The 23,911-nt window shown below is 40.0% G+C and carries 21 protein-coding genes and 1 other RNA gene; 3 read left to right on the top strand and 19 right to left on the bottom strand.

Annotated elements, in window-relative coordinates; genetic code table 11:
- Window positions 1-85: 85 nt before the first annotated feature.
- The 10 genes from BS1321_RS22895 to BS1321_RS22850 all read right to left on the bottom strand — a co-directional run bounded on the left by BS1321_RS22895 (window position 86) and on the right by BS1321_RS22850 (window position 11,476).
- Window positions 86-2,002 (bottom strand): ATP-dependent DNA helicase, encoded by a 1,917-nt coding sequence (locus BS1321_RS22895; protein ID WP_063233266.1) that lies wholly within the window; start codon window positions 2,000-2,002, stop codon window positions 86-88.
- 224 nt (window positions 2,003-2,226) lie between these two features.
- Window positions 2,227-2,427 carry a cold-shock protein gene (locus tag BS1321_RS22890; RefSeq protein WP_034307871.1) on the bottom strand — a complete coding sequence of 67 codons (201 nt, stop codon included), beginning with the start codon at window positions 2,425-2,427 and terminating at the stop codon, window positions 2,227-2,229.
- A 192-nt stretch (window positions 2,428-2,619) separates the two neighbouring features.
- On the bottom strand, window positions 2,620-3,768 hold the full coding sequence (locus tag BS1321_RS22885; RefSeq protein ID WP_063233265.1) for a THUMP domain-containing class I SAM-dependent RNA methyltransferase: 1,149 nt from the start codon (window positions 3,766-3,768) through the stop codon (window positions 2,620-2,622).
- Window positions 3,769-4,409: 641 nt separating this feature from the next.
- Window positions 4,410-4,799, bottom strand: an RNA gene (rnpB, locus tag BS1321_RS22880) — RNase P RNA component class B.
- 80 nt (window positions 4,800-4,879) lie between these two features.
- Entirely contained in the window at window positions 4,880-5,191 is a 312-nt protein-coding gene (gene gpsB, locus BS1321_RS22875; RefSeq protein WP_061463822.1) for a cell division regulator GpsB, read from the bottom strand.
- 205 nt (window positions 5,192-5,396) lie between these two features.
- Window positions 5,397-5,948 carry an SLOG family protein gene (locus tag BS1321_RS22870; RefSeq protein WP_063233264.1) on the bottom strand — a complete coding sequence of 184 codons (552 nt, stop codon included), beginning with the start codon at window positions 5,946-5,948 and terminating at the stop codon, window positions 5,397-5,399.
- Window positions 5,949-6,012: 64 nt separating this feature from the next.
- Window positions 6,013-6,561 (bottom strand): CotD family spore coat protein, encoded by a 549-nt coding sequence (locus BS1321_RS28245; protein ID WP_232522715.1) that lies wholly within the window; start codon window positions 6,559-6,561, stop codon window positions 6,013-6,015.
- A 453-nt stretch (window positions 6,562-7,014) separates the two neighbouring features.
- A complete protein-coding gene (locus BS1321_RS22860) occupies window positions 7,015-8,277 on the bottom strand; it encodes a ribonuclease H-like domain-containing protein (RefSeq protein WP_063233263.1) in 1,263 nt (420 codons plus the stop codon).
- A 36-nt stretch (window positions 8,278-8,313) separates the two neighbouring features.
- Window positions 8,314-10,590, bottom strand: coding sequence for a DEAD/DEAH box helicase (locus BS1321_RS22855; RefSeq protein ID WP_063233262.1), 2,277 nt, complete (start codon window positions 10,588-10,590; stop codon window positions 8,314-8,316).
- 121 nt (window positions 10,591-10,711) lie between these two features.
- The gene (locus BS1321_RS22850; protein ID WP_063233261.1) at window positions 10,712-11,476 is read right to left on the bottom strand and encodes an alpha/beta fold hydrolase; all 765 of its coding nucleotides are present in this window, start codon (window positions 11,474-11,476) and stop codon (window positions 10,712-10,714) included.
- A 141-nt stretch (window positions 11,477-11,617) separates the two neighbouring features.
- Between BS1321_RS22850 and BS1321_RS22845 the strand changes: the two genes are divergently transcribed.
- Window positions 11,618-12,070 carry an Hsp20/alpha crystallin family protein gene (locus tag BS1321_RS22845; protein ID WP_063233260.1) on the top strand — a complete coding sequence of 151 codons (453 nt, stop codon included), beginning with the start codon at window positions 11,618-11,620 and terminating at the stop codon, window positions 12,068-12,070.
- Window positions 12,071-12,138: 68 nt separating this feature from the next.
- Here the strand turns inward: BS1321_RS22845 and BS1321_RS22840 are convergent, their stop codons facing one another.
- The 4 genes from BS1321_RS22840 to BS1321_RS22825 form a co-directional block, all read right to left on the bottom strand.
- Window positions 12,139-12,759: a YppG family protein gene (locus BS1321_RS22840; RefSeq protein ID WP_063233259.1), complete on the bottom strand. Its 621-nt coding sequence runs from the start codon at window positions 12,757-12,759 to the stop codon at window positions 12,139-12,141.
- Between the two features lie 76 nt (window positions 12,760-12,835).
- Window positions 12,836-13,204 carry a YppE family protein gene (locus BS1321_RS22835; RefSeq protein ID WP_063233258.1) on the bottom strand — a complete coding sequence of 123 codons (369 nt, stop codon included), beginning with the start codon at window positions 13,202-13,204 and terminating at the stop codon, window positions 12,836-12,838.
- A 69-nt stretch (window positions 13,205-13,273) separates the two neighbouring features.
- The gene (locus BS1321_RS22830; protein WP_063233257.1) at window positions 13,274-13,549 is read right to left on the bottom strand and encodes a hypothetical protein; all 276 of its coding nucleotides are present in this window, start codon (window positions 13,547-13,549) and stop codon (window positions 13,274-13,276) included.
- A 355-nt stretch (window positions 13,550-13,904) separates the two neighbouring features.
- Entirely contained in the window at window positions 13,905-14,852 is a 948-nt protein-coding gene (locus tag BS1321_RS22825) for a DUF2515 family protein (RefSeq protein ID WP_063233256.1), read from the bottom strand.
- A 143-nt stretch (window positions 14,853-14,995) separates the two neighbouring features.
- Here BS1321_RS22825 and recU point away from each other — a divergent pair, with 143 nt between their 5' ends.
- The gene (gene recU, locus BS1321_RS22820; protein ID WP_081112908.1) at window positions 14,996-15,607 is read left to right on the top strand and encodes a Holliday junction resolvase RecU; all 612 of its coding nucleotides are present in this window, start codon (window positions 14,996-14,998) and stop codon (window positions 15,605-15,607) included.
- A 27-nt stretch (window positions 15,608-15,634) separates the two neighbouring features.
- Window positions 15,635-18,379, top strand: a complete 2,745-nt coding sequence (locus BS1321_RS22815; protein WP_069981703.1) for a PBP1A family penicillin-binding protein — start codon at window positions 15,635-15,637, stop codon at window positions 18,377-18,379.
- Between the two features lie 36 nt (window positions 18,380-18,415).
- On the opposite strand, the gene BS1321_RS22810 is transcribed toward BS1321_RS22815, so the two are convergent.
- The 5 genes from BS1321_RS22810 to BS1321_RS22790 form a co-directional block, all read right to left on the bottom strand.
- Complete coding sequence (locus BS1321_RS22810; protein WP_063233255.1) at window positions 18,416-18,955, bottom strand: YpoC family protein; 540 nt, start codon at window positions 18,953-18,955, stop codon at window positions 18,416-18,418.
- Window positions 18,952-19,608, bottom strand: a complete 657-nt coding sequence (gene nth / locus BS1321_RS22805) for an endonuclease III (RefSeq protein WP_063233254.1) — start codon at window positions 19,606-19,608, stop codon at window positions 18,952-18,954. The genes BS1321_RS22810 and nth overlap by 4 nt, the downstream gene beginning before the upstream one ends.
- A 22-nt stretch (window positions 19,609-19,630) precedes the next feature.
- Window positions 19,631-20,326, bottom strand: coding sequence for a DnaD domain-containing protein (locus BS1321_RS22800; RefSeq protein WP_063233253.1), 696 nt, complete (start codon window positions 20,324-20,326; stop codon window positions 19,631-19,633).
- Window positions 20,327-20,441: 115 nt separating this feature from the next.
- Window positions 20,442-21,734, bottom strand: a complete 1,293-nt coding sequence (gene asnS, locus BS1321_RS22795) for an asparagine--tRNA ligase (RefSeq protein WP_063233252.1) — start codon at window positions 21,732-21,734, stop codon at window positions 20,442-20,444.
- Between the two features lie 255 nt (window positions 21,735-21,989).
- Window positions 21,990-23,849 (bottom strand): XylR N-terminal domain-containing protein, encoded by a 1,860-nt coding sequence (locus BS1321_RS22790; protein ID WP_063233251.1) that lies wholly within the window; start codon window positions 23,847-23,849, stop codon window positions 21,990-21,992.
- Between the last annotated feature and the right edge of the window lie 62 nt (window positions 23,850-23,911).

Raw genomic sequence — 23,911 nt, 5'->3', positions numbered from 1 at the left:
TTCATATCAGAACCACTCCGATTAATAAATTAAAATAAAATAAGAGCCAAGGGGCACCTTGGCTCTTATTTTGGATTGGATTGAGTTAAAGCGTTACAGGAAGGACGGATACAATCTTCTCTTTCACCTGTTCCGAAAGATCCTTTTCAATCAAAATCTGGACTGTTCCCGAATCGTTGCTCGTCCTGATCAATCGCCCTATTCCCTGGCGCAATCGAAGGAGCATGTATGGAAGATCCACTTCTTCGAATGCGTCGGTAACCGAGTTGCGTTTGGCCTCGAAAACTGGATCGCGTGGCGGGAATGGAAGAGAGTGTATCACTACATTTTGTAATGAAGGCCCTGGAACATCAAGCCCTTCCCATAAATGATAGGAGAAAAGGACAGATTGCTCATCCTCTTGGAACTTCTTAACAAGCTCGCTGATTTCCGCTTCCCCTTCAAAATAAAATGGATAAGAAGATGTTGGGCAGTTTTCCTTGAACCAATGCAATTCTTCTTTTGAATGGAATAACACTAGTGTTCGACCTTCATTTTCCTCAATTGTCCTCATCGTATATTGAAGTTTTGCCAATTGATCTCCCTTTTCGAAGACCGGCATGTTCATTTTCATGACTTCATCGTAATCAAATGGCGATTCAACGGAGAAGCTGTCATACTTTTCTATCCCTAAACTATCTGCAATATATTGGAAGGATTTATTATCCGATAATGTTGCCGATGAAAAAATGTAAGGAATTTTTTTAGAGAATACCTGTTCAGACAAAATATCCTGTACAAGCCTTGGCATGATGACCAATGTTTTGGTCATTTCATTTTCTTCAAACCAGGAAACGGCCTGTTCATCCTTCACAAATAGAGAAAGGGAGTAGCCCAGCTGCTCTAAATATTCTTCCGTCACTTTTAAATCATAATCATTGATCGTGTACATTTCCGCTTCAAAAACAAGGTTCTCCTCTAACTCTTCAACCTTTTTGTGAAGCTTTTGGGCAAAGCTTGTTATTTCTTTGGACATCGGGATTTCATAACGATTAGATCCGCTGACATGTATCGCTTTTTCATCTAACAAATCAAAAAATTCTTCATTGATATCAATTAAATCCTCAATGATGTATAAGGTTTCTTCACGAACCTGATTGGCTGTAAGTAATTCCAAAACGGAAGCAAGGGTTTGTTCCCCAACTTTATAAGTTAAAGCCTTTTGAGCAGCAAATTCCAATAAGTGACCTTCATCAAAGACAACGCAGCTATGATCAGGCAGCAATGGTAACTGTCCTTCACGCTTACGCTTTTCCTTAGTCCATACATGCTCCATGAAGAAGTCATGTGAACAAATGATCAAATCACTTGATTTTCGGTAATGGTCCCGTGATAGGGTTTGCCCACAACGATGGCGTTTATCACAAGTAAAACAGTTTTGGAGCTGATCCCAGCCAACTTTAGACCAGTCTTCATCATTTAAATATGGATACTGTTTACGGTCCCCATATGCTGTATAGGCGTTCATGGATGAGTTATCATGAACAAACTTGGGAAGCTCATCATATAGCTGATCTATTCCCTCTGAATCTTCATGATTCACTGCGTAATCCAATTTCTTAAGACATACATATTGATCGTGATATTTGGCAAGCCGAACATCCACTTCAATACCTAAGGCATTCTTGATTTTTTGGATGTCGCCTTCCTCTTTGACAAGCTGTTCAATCAACGTTTCATCAGCACACGAAATAATTGCCGGTTTATTCGTATATCTCGCATAACAAATCGCATATAGTAAATAGACCAATGTCTTACCGGTCCCTACCCCTGCTTCAGCAAAACTTACATTCTTTTCTTTAAAGGCTTTTTCTAACTGAAAAGCCATGAAGATTTGTTCGTCACGCAGCTCAAATCCTTTTTCGGGAAGAATATCGTAAAAAACATCACCGATCCATTCTGAAAGCTTATCGTAAAAAGAATCTTCCTTTGTTACCGAAAAAGGCAGTGTTTTAAGCATCATGGTCTCCCCTTTTATCTTTCATCAGTATATAGAATCCGAATCATTATAATCTTAAGCAAAAGTATATTATCCTTTATTTCACATTAATAGTCAAGATATTTACCAACTATCAGAAATGAAACGTATTATGTATGTTTTTCTATGTATGTTGCTTCGTTGCCCGATTCGTAAAATAAAAGACAGGCCCCAAAAGAGAGCCTGTCTGTAAATAATATAGGGTTGAATTAAGCTTTGTTTACGTTTGATGCTTGTGGTCCACGTTGACCTTGTTCTACATCAAATGTAACGTCTTGGCCTTCTTCAAGTGTTTTGAAACCTTCGCCTTGGATAGCTGAGAAATGTACGAATACATCGTCTCCACCTTCACGTTCGATGAATCCAAAACCTTTTTCTGCGTTAAACCATTTTACTTTACCTTGTTCCATTTTTGTTGCCTCCTAGTGTGTTCTCCACACATTATATTACTATCCTTGCTCATTGAATATTAAGGTATTCCTTAAATCTGAACAAAAATAATTCATTATTAGAATAACAGAAAAGGAAATGATAAGCAAGACTGGAACCTATTATGAATAAATCGTCCTGACTATCAAAATCCTCCGTTATTTTCTACCTACTTATTCACCTTGAGGCTGCCTTGGCGGCCTTTTCCCCCAATATTGATAAAGGTCAGCGCGGATGAAACCATTGAACAATTTCCTTTTTTTCGTTGCAGGCTTACCGTAATGCTGTTCGAAGTCAGGATTGGAGGTAATCATGTATACTGACCATGTATCAAGCTTCTTGAAGGCTTGACCCATTTCTCTATACATCTGCTCAACCGCTTTTTTCTCACCAAGACGTTCTCCATATGGCGGGTTCCCGACAATGACACCATACTCTTTCCTGGTCGAGATATCCCTCACCTGCATTTGTTTGAATTCAATAAGATCACCAAGACCGGCTTCAAAACTATTCTCTTTAGCTATATCGACCATTCGATGGTCAATATCACAACCGGTTATGTCCAAGTACTGATCATAATCGGCTAAATCTTCAGCCTCAATCCGTGCTTCATCCCAAACCTTGCTGTCCATCCATGACCAGGTTTCAGAAACGAATTCCCTGTTAAACCCTGGTGCTATGTTCTGCCCGATTAAGGCCGCCTCGATGGGAATCGTTCCAGATCCACAAAATGGATCTATGAAAGGTTTATCCGGTTTCCAATTGGTCAGCATGATTAACGCTGCCGCCAACGTTTCTTTAAGGGGTGCCTCCCCCTGCCCTGTCCGATATCCCCGTTTATGCAAACCCGCACCTGAGGTGTCTATGGTAAGTGTCACGACATCTTTTAAAATAGACACTTCAATTTTAAACAAAGGGCCAGTCTCTGCAAACCAAGATACTTGCTTATATTTGCTTTTCAATCTATCAACAATCGCCTTTTTGACAATAGCCTGACAATCAGGGACACTGTAAAGCTTTGACTTAACTGATTTTCCACTCACGGGGAACTCGACATCGGCTGATAAGTAATCTTCCCAATTCAATGCCTTTGTTTTTTCAAACAACTCATCAAATGAATATGCTTTAAATTCTGCAACTTTAATTTTCACCCTATCGGCACTGCGCAGCCATAAATTAGAGCGGGCAATGGCAGATTGGTCCCCTTTATACGTGATTTTACCATTTTCGACTTGACAATCGTAACCAAGATCCCGAACCTCCTTGGCAACAATTGATTCCAATCCCATTGCTGATGTTGCGATAATATCGAATTGTTTCATTAATCCTGCACCTTCTTTCCATTAATCCAAATCAATGGCACCTTTTCCCGTGTTTCTTCATTTATGTAATTAAGAAACAGGCATTGACTTTTTACATGCAAACCTTACTTAAAAGGTCCACCGCTTTTTTTATATTTTAGTTAGAATTCTTCATTGTTTGAGCTTATATAATGATCATGTATCGAGAACATTTATTAATTACATTGAAATAAGGCTTTTTACTCAATTATCCATGTAACTTAAGATACAAGCTGCAATTATATGAAATCATCCAAACCATTTATGTATGCTTCCCATCCATTATCATGAAATTTGAAGTTCTGTCTTGATACCTTCATTTTAGGGCTTAAAGAAGAGTTAAGGAACCTGTATAAATAGGATACCCAGAATCAAGGAAATGCTTAACATTCCAACACTAATTTTAAAAACACTACCGACAGACTTCATTTAAGCCATTTTCTTTCCGCTTGCCACTTTTCGAATGGAATGGAAAACTTGCCAAGTTCTAAGTTTAACACAGCGGTGTTTCAGAAAACGAAAAATAAATGGAAATGCCCAATCTTTTTATAATCGGGCAATCTCCATAAACAAAAACTCCCCTTTTAAAAGGAGAGTTGTGCTTTTGGTGTAATATGATAACGTTCTGTAAGCCATGTTTTGTTCCTCAGTACTGCAAGCGACTCGCGTCTCGTACTTCGGCGGTAATCATCTATCTACAGAAGCATGTGCTTCTGTCCTTCTCCTCGTTCAATTCCAAGGAAGAAAGCGCCCCTACCATTAATTTGGGTTTCTCGCTCGTGGGGTTTACCTCGTTCCACCCTTTACATTTCTGTAAAGGCTCCGTCACTGTGGCACTTTTATAGGTATTCATGCCATATCCAAAAGGACTTAGGCATTTTCCCAGCCGTCAGCAATCCAAGATTGCTGCCCAAGCTTATTTTTTCGCCAGGCACGAACACTACGGACATCGCAGTCCGTGCGAGCATGGACTTTCCTCTACTGCATAAATGCAGCAGCAATTACCCAAACGTTAACATAACATAATTGATTATACTCCATTATTCATGAAAACACAATACCAAAATCATTTTCACTTTTACAATGCAAAATCTCAGTCAAAAAGCTTGTTACCAAAAACGTGTTTTTCCAAGTTGGATAACCGTTTAAGGATGTCAAAGTTAGTGGTTCCCGGAGTGGCACTTGGAGCAGGTTGATTTGGACGTTTTGTACTCTCTTCGGCTTGTTTTTTCAATTTAAGATTTTCTTGTTTAAGATCTTCAATTTCCTGATGGAACACTTCATAATCTTTAATGATCAGATCCAGGAATTGATCCACATCTTCAGGTTTATAACCGCGCATGGCTGTTTTAAAATCTTTTTCAAGAATATCTTTAGCCGTTAATTTTATCTTATCGGATAGCATAAGACTTCACCTCAATACTTTCGCCAATACAATCGACTTTTTATTATTTTTTCAAATCTGCTTGGGTTTGTCAACGAAACACCTTTTTAGTATGCTTACTGTTTCAGTGAACGATATGTATTCCCATTAAAATCTGTATCTAAATTTCATCATAATATGATTATGCTTTAGAAACAACTTTTAATCCATAATTATTTTCACTCCATCATTCTTCGGACCAGCTGGCTTCTTCCGCAGCCAGTTGCAGATCATCAAAGTTAATCTGAAAGATGGGGTATGGCTGTGTTTCCGCTTTTTTCATCGCCTCGAAATAAGGATATCGGGCTGATCCCTCTTTTTCGGCTTCGAAAATGATGAGCATGGCATCGCTTTTATGGACCATATACCTATTTTTGATTTTCAGCTGTTGTGGCCCTTCATATGGTTTGTTGAAAATGGACTCAACAAAATCGGCACGGGCCAATATGGATCGGTAATAGTCTTGATTCGTCTCATTCCATGTCTCTTCCTGTTTCAGGAAAGGAGTAAGCACCCCCAATTTAAGCTGATGATATTCTTCCTGTAATTCGAAAACCACTTCTGCACCCCATAGTTCCGTACCCAACTGACCTGAGATGATCACCCATTCCAGCCCATCTTCCGCCAATGGAAGGAGACGCTGCTTCATCGCTTTCTTTATATATTTTACGGCTTCATGGTCATTTTTGAATATCCCGAATTCAAAAGCCTTATAGCCCGTCATATACAAAACCTTCATCGCTTGGCTAATCTCCTTTAACATGATTATGTAAGAAAACAAGGGCTTAATAAGCCCTTATTTTTTAATATCCGAAATGTCTAGGCGGACAGCATGGGTTATGCGGCGGCCTTCCACAAATCAAGTGTTGATTATAGCACTCGTTCACCACGGATTGAGTATGTGGGAAATAATGCTTAAACGTGTTCACATGTTTATTGACATTTGTAGTATGTGATGGGTGAACGACAGGAATCACTGTGTTCGATACATTCGTATTGACATATTGCTGTGTTGGAGAGACTTGCGCTGGGGCAACTTGAGATGGAGATGTTTGTGTTGGACCATATTGCCCTGGAGACACAGCCGATGGACCATATTGTGCTGGAGACACAGCCGATGGACTATAGGCTCCCATTACGTTGGAGTTTTTACCGGTTGACGCTCCCATTACGTTGTTGGGGTGTTTACCGGTTGACGCTCCCATTACGTTGTTGGGGTGTTTACCGGTTGATGCGCCCATTACTCCAGGTGCGTTCCCGTATGCTCCCATTACATTGTCGGATGCTCCCATTACATTATTGGATGCTCCCATAACATGGGGTTTATTTCCTCCACAATTACGAAAATACATTTATAATTCGTCCCCTTTCATCATGATAAGTTTAGTCTTACCATTACAGACTATGAAAAAAAGGGGATACGTGTACTGATGAAATGACCTATTTATACAGAATAAGTATAAAACGATGTATAGCTGTCGATAAGTACACTATTATATTAATGCTATCCCTTCAAATGCACTGAGGATAATTTTCTACAAAAAGGAATAGAGACTGTCTTTTAATGAAGTAAATAAAACAATCGTTAAACAAAGGACAACAAAAAATAGAAATAAAGTCGTTTTATACATTTCTTCGCTCCGCTTTCACCTTGAATTTATGATGTAAAGGAATGAAATGAACGCTTTGGAATTTCACCCTCAACTCTTTCCATTTTACACATAATAGTTGAAGGCTACAATAATTGTATACATATTTTTTATTTTCAGCCTTTAGCACTAAAAGACCATTTCGATTCCCATATTTTATACAGAAATACCCTTAGAGTGCTCTTTCTTTTCGAGCCGATGGATCCTCTTTTCCAATTCCAACTGTTTTTTCCCCGGAGTGATCCCTTCCCTCACCATCTCTTGAAGTGCGATTATTGAACACTTTAGAGCAAGGCCGACGTCCTTAAATTGATGTTCATATAATTTTGCACATTCAATCTGTGCCTGTATCCTAATTTGCACATTCCCTTTTAAGGCGACTTCCTTCCAAATTCCCAACGCTTCATTGAATTGTTTTTGCTTCTTTTTCTGGAAGGCTAAGGCATGGCCAGCTATTATCCGATCTTCCTCATTTCCCGCTTCCAATATTTTTTGATATGTCTCAACTGACTCTTCTTTTTTTCCCAAATAAGCGAGCCATCGAGCAATTTCCATGGACTCTTCCGTATATCCATCGATTTGGAGGATTTTTCGGGACAAATGAATATACAATGTGATCAGTGATAAGATATCCAGTTCATTATGCTTCATGATCCCAAACAGAATTTCCGGATTCTTCCTCTCAACAAAATCAAAATAAATCATCGGTGCCAAATATCCTGGAATATCATCTTCCCTATGTACACCTAGAATATCTGTTTCGACTGCTGATAATTTCACTCGTTCCAATTTGTTTCTCCAAAGGCGTCTTGAAGCATGATATAAATCGAAATGTCCGAATTCCGGTAGTTTTGGTACATGTTCTTTTATCAAGGTATGTCTGGTTTTTAGCTGGGGCCAATCAAAGGATTTACCATTATATGTGACAAGCGTTTCGTAATTGATGTTTTCCAGAAAGCTTTGGTAAAGCGGAATTTCACTTCCAGGCTGCGGAAGGATATGTTGCTTCACGACTACTTCTTCACCTTCTATATAAGCATAGCCAAGTAAAAAAATGGTATTGCCGGCTCCACCTCCAAGCCCTGTCGTTTCCGTATCGAAGAAAAACAGATCTTCACTTTTAACGCCCCTAGCGGATAGTGGATGCTCCAATGAAGTTTGATTCCACTCTTTTACGATCGTTTCCAGCTCGGAAAATGCATATAACCCGTGTTTGTGATTTATAGGGTAGCGGACTTCCCTAATGAAACAATAGTCACCATCAAAATGGAAGGAAACGGTATCGTTCTCCAGCCACTTTTCAATGTAAGGAATTTGTTCATTCACTGTCTGGTCATTTTCTTCTACAGGAGAAGGATGTTTCACGGGCTCTAGGTTCATATGCGTTTTCATACGGTTCAATTTATTTTTTAAAGACATAAAATTACACCTCTTTTCACTTATCACTGCAATCTATTAATGTTTTTGCTTACAAAATTGACCCAATAATTGTTTGGCATCACTCTTGGCTGTTTTCGTTGCGGATTCCGTCCCGATACAGGAAGGACAGCCGCTTTCACAAGTGCAATTTTCGATCATTGATATTGTTTCCAGCAGAATGACTTCAGAGTTTTCATATACTTTATCACTTAACCCGATGCCTCCCGGATAACTATCATAGATAAAAATGGTCGGTTTTTCATTATGCGCTGCCTTAACCTGCGGATAAACATGAATATCATGTGGATCGCACATAACATATAGCGGAATCATGTAATTAAGAGCATGGGAGGCACCTATCATTCCTTGTTCAATTCGATTTTCGTCCCACTTAAATATATCGGAATCCATGGAAAGCATGGCCGAACTCGTGTGCAGTTCCATCTCCGGGAGACTGATTGGTCCTGAACCAATATTTTCATGAGTTTCGAATTTGATTTTTTTGAAGATCGTAGGCATCGCCCGTATTGCGACATCACCAAAAGCAGCTGCTGTGGAAGCGAAAGTTCGCTGTTTATCGACTTCCAATACAGACAACTGAACAGCAAGGTTAGCATCCGTATAATAGTCTACATTGACTTCACGTACATACGCTTTCTTTTCATCCCAATCAAGTTCTTCCACCTGAAATTGGATTCCCTGGTGCAAATAAATGGCTTCATCGTGGAGAAGGGTCATTGCACTGAACGTATCCATTTCCCCTATGACCCGATTAACCGGTGCATTCGTTTGGTCGATGATCACGACATTTTCCTGTGCCGCTGAACGCAGGCTGATATTGCTTGCGGGAAAAGCATCATTCATCCAATGCCATTTGTCCCCATTCAGGTGTAAGACCCTTTCTTCCGTAAGGAATTCAAGAACGTCCATAATCTCTGTTTTCCCAAAGGTATCGCCTTTTTTAAATGGCAGCTCATATGCTGCACATTTTACATGATCAACCAAGATCAAAAGATTATCCGGATTTATTCTTGCAGTTTCTGGATTTCTGGTAAAGAAATAATCGGGATGCTGTACGATATATTGATCGAGGGCACTAGAACTGCCGACCATGATGATCAATGCTTCACCATGCCTTCTTCCTGCTCGTCCCGCCTGTTGCCAGGCACTCGATATGGATCCTGGGTAACCAGTCATTATGCAAACCTGAAGCTGGCCGATATCGACACCCAACTCAAGTGCATTTGTGGAAACCACTCCATAAATGGAACCATCCCTAAGGCCTTGTTCAATTTCTCTACGCTGTGTTGGCAGATATCCACCGCGATAGCCCCTGATCGATTTTGGCCCCAATTGCTTTGACACAAGTTCCTGTAAATATGTCAATAGAATTTCCACACGAACCCTGCTTCGCGCAAAAACGATGGTTTGAATTTTATTTATCAAAAATTCATTTGCCAGCTTCCTGACTTCTAAAACCGCACTCCTTCGTATGTTCAGCGGTTTATTGACTATTGGGGGATTGTAAAACACAAAATGCTTTTTCCCACTTGGGGCTCCGTTATTATCGATAAGGACCATTTGTTTTTCCGTAAGCTCTTCTGCCAACTCTTTTGGGTTATTGATCGTAGCGGAAGTACAGATGAATACAGGGTTGCTTCCATAAAACTTGCAGATCCTTTTTAATCTTCTTATGACGTTGGCTGTATGACTTCCGAAAACGCCGCGGTAAATATGAAGTTCATCGATGACCACATACTTCAAGTTTTCAAACAAAGAGACCCATTTAGTATGATGGGGCAGGATTCCTGAATGGAGCATATCAGGATTGGTGATCACGATATGTCCGGCTTGGCGGATTTTTTGCCTGATATTTGAAGGTGTGTCCCCGTCGTATGTATAACTATTTATCTCAGCATCCATTTCATGAATCATTTCATTCAATTCGCTTTTTTGGTCATAACTCAGTGCTTTTGTCGGAAAAATATAAAGCGCCCTAGTTTTTTCATCTTCCAGTATTTTTTGAAGTACCGGCAAATTATAGCATAATGTTTTACCTGAAGCTGTTGGTGTGACCGCTACAAGGCTATTGCCACTGACAGCAGTATCAAATGCAGTTGCCTGATGGGTATACAACCCATTTATCCCCCGTATTTCAAGAGCATGCTTGATCTTATCATTCATTGCATCGGGAAAAGGAACATGTTTTGCCTCTTTCGCTTCAATTACTTGCCAATGTACTATATTATCTTTAAATTCTTCATTCGTTTTTAAATCCTTGATAACTTCTTGTAAATTTTTTCGCAGTTTCATATAACCACCTCATACTCCTATTCTACCGAATGAACGTTCTATGCAAAAGGGAAACTATTTCCTATTCAATAAAAAAAGCTGGAAACGTCAACAACTCGTTTCCAGCTCGGTCTTTTATCACTTAATTCTTCTCGACAAAGCGAATGATTTCTTCGATTAGTGTGCTTGGAGCTTCCAACATTCCCATATGGCCGCTGCCCTTAAGTATAACTTCATTGATATGGCTCCCTTTTACAGAAAAGGTTTTTTCAACGGGAATCACCTTATCCTGTTCACCTGCAACCAATAGGATAGGTAACTGCGTATCTTTTAGTACATGATTTCTGTCTATTCTGTTCCTCATGGCATGTAAAGACCCTATCGCACCAATTTCACTTGTTATATAACCGATTTCCTTTGTATGGTCAATATTGGGATCATCGGAATTAGCGAAAAGCTTTGGTATAAGTCCGTCAATGAAAGCAGGGATTCCCTCACTTTCGATTTTCTCGACAGATTTTAAGCGCCCCGCCTTTCCAGTCTCATCGTCTGGGAAAGCTGTAGAATGTACCAATGAAAAACCAGACAATTTCCCAGGAAACCTTTCCGCGAATGCCAAGGTGATATATCCCCCAAGCGAATGACCAAACATATATACCTGTCCGATTTCCAGTTCATCCAAAAATGACGCAATATCAGCAGCCATATCTTCAATCGAGAATGATCCCTCTATTTCCTCACTTGCACCATGCCCCCGTAAATCAACGGCAATAACCCGGTATTCATCCTTTAATTCAGCAATGATGTCACTCCAATATTCATGGCTTCCGCAAAATCCATGGATAAACAACAAAGTTTGATTTCCTTTCCCGGTATCTATGTAGGAAAGCTTGCTATTATCTGTCATATTAATCCCTCTTTTCCTTTACTAATCATTCAGTAACGTTATTCCCTATAGACATGTATCTGAAACCCAACAGTGCATTCACATTTCTTCATTCCTCACATAGCCTATAGGCAAAGGAATTTTTTAGAAAGGAGTACCATGATGACCTCTTCTGAAAAAAATAATAATCGGAATCGAATAGAACCCTTTACCCATTTCATTAATAAAATGGATCGGCTGTTTTCTGAAAGGCCACCTAAAGGCATGCTGCAATCTCTTGACGAATTCTTTGGTTCGGCGAAAGAACGCAGCTTTCCGGTTGATGTTCACGAAACGCATTCAGAATATACACTTACCGCCACTTTGCCCGGAATTGCACGCAGCCAAATATCAATTGATGTACTTGACCATTCCGTAACCATATCTGCAAAGCATGTAGATAGAAAGCATAAAAATCAAGGATTGTTCCAAAAGGAAGTTTCAGAAGGTACTTTTTCAAGAACCATTTCCTTTCCGAAACCGATTGATGAAGCAAAAGTGACCGCTCGACATCGCGATGGCATCCTCACGCTTCACCTACCCAAAATCAGAGGGAATCGGGTTGAAATTCATTAGGCATGAATAAAAGCAGACTTAAAAAAGTGGCTGGTCACTTATAAGTCTGCTTTTCCTTTATTCACCATCTAAGCTTTGAAGAAGCCCCCTACTCCTTTGACCATTGAAGATACTTGAGAAACTGTATTCATCATTTGTCCAGCTGTATTCATCATCTTCGTTATATCCATGGAACCATCTTGTGTTTTGAATTGATTCATGACCGATTTGAAACCCGATGGCTGAGGTTTTTGCATGAACTGCTGCTTAGGATATGGATTATGAGCCTGCTGCTGACTTTGCGGAGGTCTTTTAGCTGGCTGTAACGGATTGGCGAACGGACTAAAAGCTTGCGGCTGCTGATTGGACTGGATTGGGTGCATTTGTGCCATTGGCGGCATTTGTACCATTGGCTGCATTTGTGCCATTGGCTGCATTACACTGCTGCCCGGATAAGCTCCCACAGGCATCGCCTGCTGCTGGACTGGTTGGAATGGGTGATAGCCCGCCTGCGGATAATGATCATGATATGGCGTCATATAGCCCCCTGTATCCTGGAAATGATAAGGATACATAAATGGTTGTTCAAGATTATGATTATTTGGCGGAGGATACGGCATTGGCTGTTGGTATCCTCCCCAATTTTCCGGCATTGATTGAGGAAACTGTCCTTGATTTGGGGAGATTTGGTTATAACCGGATCTCATCATGTCAATGAGCCCTCCTCTTTTTTCATTACATGGTTCTGATAATATATGAAAAAAGAGGTAATAAGTGTAGGTGTTTTTATGATAAAATCCGATCGATTTCCGTTTTTACATTATTAAGGATGAATTCGACCGATTGGACATGGCTTTTAAATCGCTTATAACTTGTTTTGGAAAAAAATGCCTGAACGGCCACATCAGAAAGGTTATGGGCGGTTTGTTCGATTTGCTCGGGGAAAAGATGCCTAAATTCGGTTTCTTTCATCCACTCCTTCATTCCGGTTTCCCATTCGATGCATACGGTCCTGACCTGGTCTGCAAACGGCTTGACTTCCGAAAAGAAATCCTTTTCCTTTCCTTCCTTGCGTACACCCTCATAAATATCATCCGCTTGGTCCGTATATTTTATTAATTGTTCAGTTAATAGCTGCAGTTTTTCTTTTTGCACAATATATTCCTCCGCACATTTGTTTCCCTTAGTATAATCCAGTTCTTTATAAAATGATATTCCTCCGGTTTATACGTGCAATTCAGTGAATACCTTGTGTTTTATTATTGTTTTTTTCGGGACAATTGAAAAGGAGTGGTTCACACCTTCAGCATTTACCCAATAATCTTCGGCTTTCTCAATGGCTTCCTGGGCTTCATTAACTAATGTATATTGCTCTGCCCATAGTTTGCACCGCACTGTATTTACAGTTTCCCCATATGAAATTTCCAAACGATCCAGGCTGGTACTGATCTCAGCTATCATCCTTAATATCTCTTCTGTTGCGACACTTTTATTGACCATGCTGATCCCTCCCATTCTTTACCTGTACTATTCTTTTTTTTATCTGAAAGCCCTTCATGACTGACAAAACTAGAAGGGAATCGGCAAAGAAAGTGCAATTCACTTAATTTATTATGACCTTCGACAACAATGGCAGAATGAAGAATGAAGTTTTAAACAAGAATACAGACAGGAGGTGATTTTATGCAGTCGAATGAAAGCAGACAGCAAAAAAACGAAAAACGACAAAAGCCGCCCACTGCAAAGGCAGGAACGGGAAACCCGAAACTTAGTGGAGAAAACCGCCCCTCTACGTAAGACATAAATACTGAACGAGAAACAGGGAAGGCTTAATCGACGCCTTCCCTGTTACCTATTATAAAATCCAATTTTTGATTATTGCTGCCGTGTGCAGTTGCTTTTGTTTATGGTCATACCAATCGGTCAAATGCGGGTCTTCTTCCCATTCGGGTTCAATGAACCATTTTTTTTTAATCCTTTTTTTCACATCCCATTGCTCTGTCTCCCCTGCCTGATGATGAATCGATGGATATACTCCCCTCAGCATCGGGGTTTCATGGTACCTAGGCTTTTTCCGATATTGTTCATAATCATATCTGGCACCCGTTGGTTCAGTCCGGCAGGAAAATTCATAAAATAGCGGAAACAAATCTTCAGAAAATAAAAGGCCAGCTAACCTTTTCCCCAGTTCAATCCTATTATCGATATTTCTAAAATGCGAAACGGACGAGCCATACAGTTCTCCATTGCAGGTAGGAAATAAAACAGTGCTAAAATGCATCCAGTCCTGCAGGAAAAATAACAGAGAATGAAAAACGGGAGATTGCTTTTTAATAACCGGTTCTTCAATGATGTTTTGTTCATTTATGATAAGCGCAGTGACTAAATTTTCTTGATTTCCATGTTTCCAAAAGGAATACCATTCGTTCGTCATGAATTTGGTAATAAAAAAATAATGACATAAGTGAAACAAAGGGCGTCCATACTTCGTCGAATAATGATAGAGAAGTAATTGCGGATAAGCATCTTGGAATATTCTCCAATTTGCTTCCTCATAAGTTAGGAATAAGTGATCCCTGTATTTAAGGCCAAGCAAATGGGAAAACCAAATCCCTTCAAGATCACACATATTCCAGCCTGCATTTCTAGAAACCATCCCAGCTAAAAATGACCATTGGATTTCTGGATGCATTCTGAAAAATTGTTCATATGCCTTTGTTCTTGATATATTATCCCTATTCCCTTTAGCGGTTTGGGCTTTTATGGAATGGAGCAATTGCTTTTCCGTCTTTAACATTCGCATCTATGTGTCCAGCCTTTCTATAACGATGAATTGTGACATATAGTTGTACATAAATCCTATCGTTCTAAGAAACAATTCTTTTTATTCACATATTGGATTCTTTTTTTGCTAATATAGATAAGTGAAAAAAAGGAGGGGTAAAAGTGGCATTTCATTATCCCAACGGACGTAGATTTGTACCGCAGGCTATGGAAGAAAAGAAAAGCCCACTAAAAAAAATCAGTTACAGCAACCGGGGAAAAACATTGGAAGACGATTTGAACGAAACCAATCAGTATTATTTAGCACACGGCATTGCCGTCATCCATAAAAAACCGACACCCATTCAAATTGTCGATGTCCATTACCCGAAAAGAAGTGCTGCAGTCATTAAAGAAGCCTATTTCAAACAAGCATCGACCACCGATTACAATGGTGTTTATAAAGGAAAGTACATTGATTTTGAGGCAAAGGAAACAAAAAACAGCAGTTCTTTCCCTCTGAAGAATTTTCATGACCATCAAATCGAACATATGAAACATATCGTTCAGCATGACGGAATTGCATTTGTCATCATCCGGTTTTCCGCCATGGATGATATATATCTAATGAGTTCTGAACAACTGAGTTTTTATTGGAAGAGAATGAAAGACGGCGGACGCAAATCTATAACTCTTCAAGAGGTTGAAAGCAGTTCACGAAAGATTACTCTTGGCTTTCAACCGAGAATTGACTATATTAAAGTAGTAGATTCGCTCATCTCAGAAAATTTTTAGTTTTTTTAGAAAGGCAGGTTAGCTGTAATGGCTGAAAAATATAATACTAGAGAAGAACGCCGAAAGCAGGGGCAGACACAAAAAAAGGGACCGGAGAAAGGTTCTAACAAGCCAACCAATATGCTTAAGCGCATTTTCCTTATACTTGTTACAATCGGAATAATAGGCTTGGTTGCCGGAGGAGCTGCAATGGCTTACTTTATAAGTGACGCTCCAAAACTTGACGAAAAGCTTTTGAAAGATCCGGTCACATCCAAGATTCTCGATGAAAATGGTAAATTGCTAGCTGAAATCGGAAAGGAAAACCGGGATTATGTTAATTATGAAGACATCCCCGATCTTGTCGAAGAAGCTTTCCTGGCAACGGAAGATTCCCGTTTTTATGAACACCACGGGGTCGATTTCTTACGTCTGGGCAGTGCCGTCATAGCCAACGTCAAAAACGGATTCGGCTCAGAGGGTGCAAGTACATTGACCCAGCAGGTTATCAAGCGTTCTTATTTAACACCTGATAAGACCATTAAAAGGAAAGTCCAGGAAATGTGGCTATCCATACAGCTTGAAAGAAAATATACAAAAGAAGAAATTTTCGAAATGTATGTGAATAAGATTTTCTTTGCAAACCGTGCCAACGGGATCTTAACTGCATCGCAAACTTATTATGGAAAAGATCTTAGCGAATTGAAATTGAACGAAGCGGCCATGCTTGTAGGATTACCGCAAAGCCCAAGCAGATATGACCCGTATAAATACCCTGAACGTGCGAAAGAACGTCGTGATATAGTCCTGCACTTAATGAATAAACATGGTTATATCACCGAAACGGAAATGAAAAATGCACAAAGCATCGAAATAACACAAGGACTTCAAGAAATCGATAAGAGCCAAATTGATACGACCGCATATGATGCATTCATCGATTTGGTAATTGAGGAAGTCGGGGATATGGGTGACTATAACGTCTTTACCGATGGTTTGGAAATCCAAACGACCATTGATAAAGATGCCCAGGAATATGTCTATAACATGTTGAACAGTGATGAAATCATCAATTATCCAAGTAAAGATCTCCAAGCAGGAGTCACATTACTCGATACAGAAACTGGTGAAATTAAAGCAGTGGGCGGCGGCAGGAACACGACGGTTAAACGCGGCTGGAATTATGCAACGGATGCCAAGCGATCACCTGGTTCGACCATTAAGCCGATTCTGGATTATGGTCCTGCCGTAGAATATTTAAATTGGTCCACCTACCATCAAATCAAGGATGAGGAATATTCTTACAGTGATGGAACATCGCTTAAAAATGCTTCAGGACGACATTATGGTACTGTAACGACTCGTGAAGCACTAGCACGGTCATTAAATATTCCTGCCTTAAAAACGCTTCAAGCAGTCGGCTTGGACCGGGCACGTGATTTTGCCACCGATCTTGGCATTCCTTTTGACAAGGAAATTACCGAATCGGCAGCATTGGGCGGCGGTAAGGATGTTTCAACACTTGAACTTGCCGGTGCATACAGTTCATTCGGAAACAACGGTATCTATAATGAACCGCATAGTGTGAAAAAGATTGTTTTACGTGATAAAACAACCATCAAAAACAAGACGGAATCAAAACCGGTCATGAAAGATTCCACAGCTTTCATCGTTACGGACATGTTGAAAAGCGTCATGAAAGAACCTTATGGAACAGGAAGGTTAGCCAATATACCTAGTCTTCCGGTAGCCGGTAAAACGGGGTCAACCAATTTCACGCCTGAGCAGCGTGCAGCGAACAACATCCCATCTTCCGGTGTAAAAGATAGCTGGATGGCAGGTTATACAACCAATTATACAGTCGCGGTTTGGGCTGGTTATGATAATGCATCTGGTGAGCAAATGGAATATCTGGGTGAATCATCTCAAAGAATCCCTAAATCCATCTTTAAGAATTTAATGGAACATATGGCTCAATCAAAAGAAACGAAAGACTTTGATCAACCTGACAGTGTTGTGAAGGTTGGAGTCATCAAAGGTTCGAATCCAGCTGTTAAAGCCAATGAATATACACCAAGCAGTAAAATCACTTATGAATATTATGTTAAAGGTCACGAGCCAACACAGGTGACGACAGAATATGAAAAAATCGACTCACCTGGCATTAACGCTTCTTACAACCAGGAAAGCAATGAAATCAATCTATCATGGTCATATCCTAAAGGTAATGGCAATACTCAATTCGAGGTTAAGATGTCCGTTGATGGCGGAGCACAGAGCGTATTAAAAAAATCGAAGGATACTAGTTTAACGATCCCTAATCCAACCCCTGGAAGTAAATATACTTTCTCAGTGGTAGCTCTAGTGGATAACCAACAAAGTGATCCTGCGAGTACATCTGTCAAAATACCTGCTGAAGCGGTAGTCCCTGAGGATACTGAGGACGAGGAGATTGAAGATCCGGCCGAAGGTGAGGATACGGAACAAGAAACTCCTGCTGAAGGCGAAGAAGATAAACAAGACGAAGACAAAAATAACAATGGCAATAGCGGCAATAGCGACAATAACGACAATAATGGCAATAACGGAAATGGCAACAATGATAACAATGGTAATGGTAATGGTAACGGAAATGGCAACAACACTGATGACGGAAATGGGAATAAGGGTGATGAGGACGTCGAAGGCGGAGATGATGCCACTGACCCTGGAACGGTAGAAGAGGAAAAACCAGTCGAAACCCCTGCCCCGGACCCTAACCCGGACCCAGATCCAGACAAAGATACGGAATAAATAAAGATTGACCAAAAAAACGTCTAAGCTTTTAGCTTAGACGTTTTTTTGGCTGTTCTTATTTTTGATCATGAACTTCACATATTGTTTTTCGAATTCTCGGAACAACTCACTAAGCTGTCTATAAGAATGAAAAAAAGCGGGTCTTGCCAGGATGAAAGAAAGCCTTTCATCCATGTTCACTGGAATATTGTTAAAGGATTCTATTTGGACCCGGAAATCATTCAATACCACTGGCTTCCCATGCATCCAGAAGACTACGGTTAAAAATAAACCGATACCCTGCTTCATGAGTCCCAAAGTCTGTCCCACTTTTCGCTCAGAAAATAGCAAACTGCATTCTGAATCAATTCCCTTCCATATTTCCAGCAGTTCCTTTACATGCATTGCCCCCTTAGTCCAAGGAGCATACGCCTCTACATTATTATAATAAAGTAACTCATATGGGAAAGCCTCGAATGGGATCGATTCACTCCAACCTGCATATCGCTCTTTTTCCAAGATGGTTTCCTTTTCAGAAAAAAATAAAGGATGGTCCAGTTCTTCAGGGACTTTTAATGATACGGACTGCGTCAATTGGCTTCTTTCCTTTTCATTCTTTTTTTTCCTTCACGGCATAATTCGAGAAGCGGGCAGGTTTCACATTTTGGTGACTGGGCCTTGCAATGATAGCGTCCAAAGAATATCAGGCGGTGATGCGTAACGGACCATTCATCCTTTGGTATCTTAGCCATCAACGTTTTCTCAACATCGAGGACACTATCCTTCCAACGGCATAATCCTAGGCGCTTGGAAACACGCTCTACATGGGTATCCACAGCAATCGCTGGCACATCAAAAGCAACAGAAACGACTACATTCGCCGTCTTTCTGCCAACGCCAGGCAATTTAACAAGCTCATCACGATCTCTGGGAACTTCCTTACCGTATTCTTCGATCAGCATGCGCGATAACTTTTGTATGTTCTTAGCCTTGTTACGAAACAAACCGATTGAGCGAATGTCATTTTCCAACTCTTCTATCGGAACGCTTATGTAATCCTCAGGCGTTTTATATTTCTGAAATAAATCCTTCGTGACTTTATTGACTAATACATCCGTACACTGAGCTGACAGGGCAACAGCAACCACCAATTCAAATGGATTGGAGTGATTCAGCTCACAATGGGCATCCGGAAACATTTCACCCATCGTATCCAGACAATATCGAATTTGAGCTTTATTCAACATATTGGTTCTCCTTCAATTTACATTACTGCTCGAGCCAGTTATAGAAAGGCACATCTTTCAATGGTTGTGCAGTTTCCGACTTTCGGTCCCTCTTTTGGTGAACTCTAAATTTTTGTCCTTGCTCCCTTGCCTGTTCCAAGGTTTTAATTCCATTCTTTTTCCACTCAAATAAAATTCGATCAATGTATCGGAAATTCAATTTTCCGGAAATGACAGACTCCCTTAGAGCTGACTTAATGATCTCAGGTTGATGGTCGTCCTCCATCCACATTGCCAATGTCTCACATTCAAATGGAGATAAAGGGCGGCCAAACTCCTGTTCAAAAATCGTATAAAGGCTCTCCCCCGCTTTTTGGATTTCAGCAGACTCAGACTGTTTCAAAGTTTTCAAGAAACAGTCCATCATTTTTTCATAAAGTGGAGACAAAGAATATTTTTCCTGTCCGATTTCTTGGTTCCCTTCAACCACCATTTCAACAAATCCCCTTTGGACCAAACGCTGGATCAAGAATAGACATTCCGTTTCCTGCAATGTCATTCGGTCAGAAAGTTGGGATGGTGCAGGGAAATGGTTACCTTTATCGATGAAGCTTTGCAATTGTAATAAAAGGACCATTTCTTGTTCATTCAGTCCCATCGTACTATAGTTAGTCAACAAAAAGGATGGAATCGTTATCGTTCCTTCCTTAAACCAAGCATATAAATGTTCTTTATTCATGTTTTTGGACACCTCTGGTTAAGTATAACATGAATAAGGCTCCCCGAATAAGTTTATAATTTTAACAAAAAACGGTTATCTGCCCAATATGGCAAGATAACCGCTTCATTACAGATCAAGGATATAATCGATTTAATAGACGTGGGAACGGGATGGTTTCTCGGACATGCTCGACTCCACTGATCCATGCAACGGTGCGTTCTAACCCCAAACCGAAGCCTGAATGCGGTACAGAACCATATTTTCTTAATTCCATATACCATTTGTAAGCATCTTCGCTCAAGCCATGTTCATTGATTCTCTGTTCAAGCAATTCCTGATCATGAATCCGCTCTGAACCGCCAATTATTTCCCCATATCCTTCCGGAGCGATCAAATCGGCACAAAGAACGACTTCTTCCCTGTCAGGGGCTGGCTGCATATAAAAAGGTTTGATTTTGGTTGGGTAATGAGTTATGAAAACGGGCTTATCATAACTTTCCGCTATCGCAGTTTCATGCGGAGCTCCAAAATCATCACCCCATTGGATATCGTCAAATCCTTGTTCATGAAGGAACTTAATGGCTTCATCATATGTAATACGCGGGAAAGGAGCTTGAATTTGTTCAAGCTTCGCTGTATCACGGCCAAGTGTATTCAACTCAAGCTGACAGTTTTTCAATACGGATTGGATGATGGAAGAAACGAATTGCTCCTGAACCTCCAGGTTTTCTTTAAATTCGATAAAAGCCATTTCTGGTTCAATCATCCAGAACTCGATTAAATGTCGTCTTGTTTTGGATTTTTCTGCCCTAAAGGTAGGACCAAAGGAAAATACCTTCCCAAGTGCCATGGCAGCCGCTTCCATATAGAGTTGACCACTTTGTGAAAGGTAAGCATCCTCATCAAAGTATTTAGTCGCGAACAATTCACTCGTTCCCTCTGGTGCGCTTCCAGTTAAAATTGGGGGATCCACTTTAACGAAACCTTCTTCATTAAAGAATTCATATGTAGCACGGATTATTTCATTCCGGATTTTCATGACTGCATGCTGCCGTTTTGAACGCAGCCACAAATGGCGGTTATCCATTAAGAATTCAGGACCATGGGCTTTAGGTGTAATGGGATAATCCAATGATTCATGAATGATTTCAATATCTTTCACCTGTAACTCAAAACCGAAAGGCGATCGTTCATCCTTTTGAATGACACCTGTTACATACAAGGATGACTCTTGAGAAACCGATTTCGCACGAGCGAAAATTTCTTCACCCACTTCAGCTTTCACGACCACACCTTGAATGAAACCAGAGCCATCACGGATTTGAAGAAAAGCAATTTTCCCACTGGAACGTTTGCTGGCAAGCCAGCCTCCAATTGTAACTTCTTGATCGACGAATTTACTAGCATTTTTTATTGTAATTTTCACGGAATTTACCTCCAAAAATAGCTTAACTTACTAATGAATTTACTCTACTTATTATACCCATAGCCCTGCTTACAAGCAAATAAATCAATTGAAGTGGAAGTTCCATGCCTTTTATATCACTCTTATTATGTTCGTATTCTCCAGATTGCATGGTAGATTACTTTTCACTAAAGCCCAAGCTCTTATTGTAGTAAAATCATCTCGGTATATGTATCGATCGACCATTTCTATTTTTAAACAAAGTGTTGAATCCAATCAATCAATGGTAATCATTTTCGCCTTTAACAGGGTTTCAAATGATGCATATAATTGAAAAGCACTTTTAGGATTTCTTATTTGGCAGGAAAGCAACTCTTCAAGTCTTTTAATCCGATAGCGTAAACCACTCATTGAAATGTTCAATTCTTTCATACTGCATTCAAGATTTCCACCGCATTGCAGAAATACATAAAGCGTTTTCAATAATTCATTCATTTTTGGATCTTCTTTCATCAATAAAGGACCCAGCATTTTCTCAGCTTTTTGCAGGACCGCTGGAGTACTCCCAGTATGCATTAAAATGGATAGTAGATCGACTTCTTCAAATTTGATGATATCCCGAGTTCCCTCATTCATATTCAAAGCGGTTAAAGCTTCTTGAAAAACATCGTGAGCCCGTTCCAATTCATCACTTATTGTGCTAAGTCCCATTTTAAAGTTATATCCGCTGAAAACAGTATATAAATGATTGATGCATTCCTTGGTTCGAAATTGAAATTCATTTCCAGGACTCAGCGGTATAAGCAATACGATATGACCATCTCTTAAGGCTGTTAAGACGACTTGATTCCGCTTCTTAAAGAAACTATAAATCTCTTCGATGATTTTCTGCTGAATGAAATAATCATTCTCTGCCCCCCGATCGGAGGAAAAACGATAGCCCAGCACCGCAATGGTGAAAGGATGATCCAATGAAGCGTCTAAATACATGCTTTTTTTGATTATTTCTTCTCTAGTAACAAACTCTCCATTTAATATTTGTTCAAGAAATAAACCTTTTACCCTTTCTAGGGCTTCAAAACTGCTTTTCTCATTTAAGAGGAATAAGGAACCAGTCATGGACACCCTCTCAAGAATCATCCGATTGATTTCCAGGTTCGTTTTTCCTTCGACTCGATCCGTTTGCGCAAAGGCACAATAGCCGTAAGTTTTATTTTGTAACGTAATGGGGGTATAAAGCAGCTCCATCCCATCTTTTACGATTCTTCCGGTCTCCAAAGTGACAGGACCATTTTCCCTCATCAGTTTGAGCTGATTCCTGACTTCCCTTACCTTCCCTATGTGAAACCCAGCATGATAAACCTGATTGCTATTGAAATTCTCCATCAACAAAGGTATTTTTGTTTTCTGATAAACCATCCTCACTATGGATTGAAGGCTTCTTCCGTTAATTAACTCCTCTGTCAGCAAATTATGAATATCCATCACTTTTGACAAACTATTGCGTTCCTCCAGCAGCTTTTCATATGTTACGGCAAGCTCTTGTACAATCGGTTTGGTTTTATAATATTTCAACTCATCCTGAATCTCCATGCCCCATAAATGTATCGATTTACCTTCGTATCTACACTCTGATTGCCCTGCTCCCTTACAGGCACTTTCCTTGAAAATCACTTCATGACCACAGACCGTAGAGTAAAATCCACTTGCATATCCCGTCAATGTATAACAGACTGGCTTTTCCGCGATGCCTGTTTGGGTGACATGTTCCTCTGCTTCATAAGAATTCACCCAAACCCCTTCCACCTTTACAGAGTGTACATCCGCTTGACTATCCATCGATAATTCCAGTTTCGTAGTATTAACCTTTGTATAACCCTGCAGCATATGTAAAATGGGGCCTTGCCTCAGTATCTCCTGAACCGTTGACAGATTCCCTTTTAGTGCCTTTTTAGCATCATTAACTCCGATATTCCAGCCATAACGTATTAAAAAAGACTTCATTCTTTCAAATCCAATATTCTCGATCAAGTCCTTTCTTAGGGTACCGAAAATTGAAGAGGAAGTCAGGATCATCCTCTCATCATTTAAATGAATTTCACCATCATCATTCTTAAGATTCAAAAGATTCGTCATGATTCCCCCCGGCTTTCCTTTTACATAATATTATACTTTTTCCACACCTTACCTATCAAGAT

The sequence above is a fragment of the Peribacillus simplex NBRC 15720 = DSM 1321 genome, assembly GCF_002243645.1.
Classification (GTDB): Bacteria; Bacillota; Bacilli; order Bacillales; family DSM-1321; genus Peribacillus; species Peribacillus simplex.
Note: the sequence above shows the minus strand (reverse complement) of the source record. Positions and strands in the feature narration are given on the sequence as shown.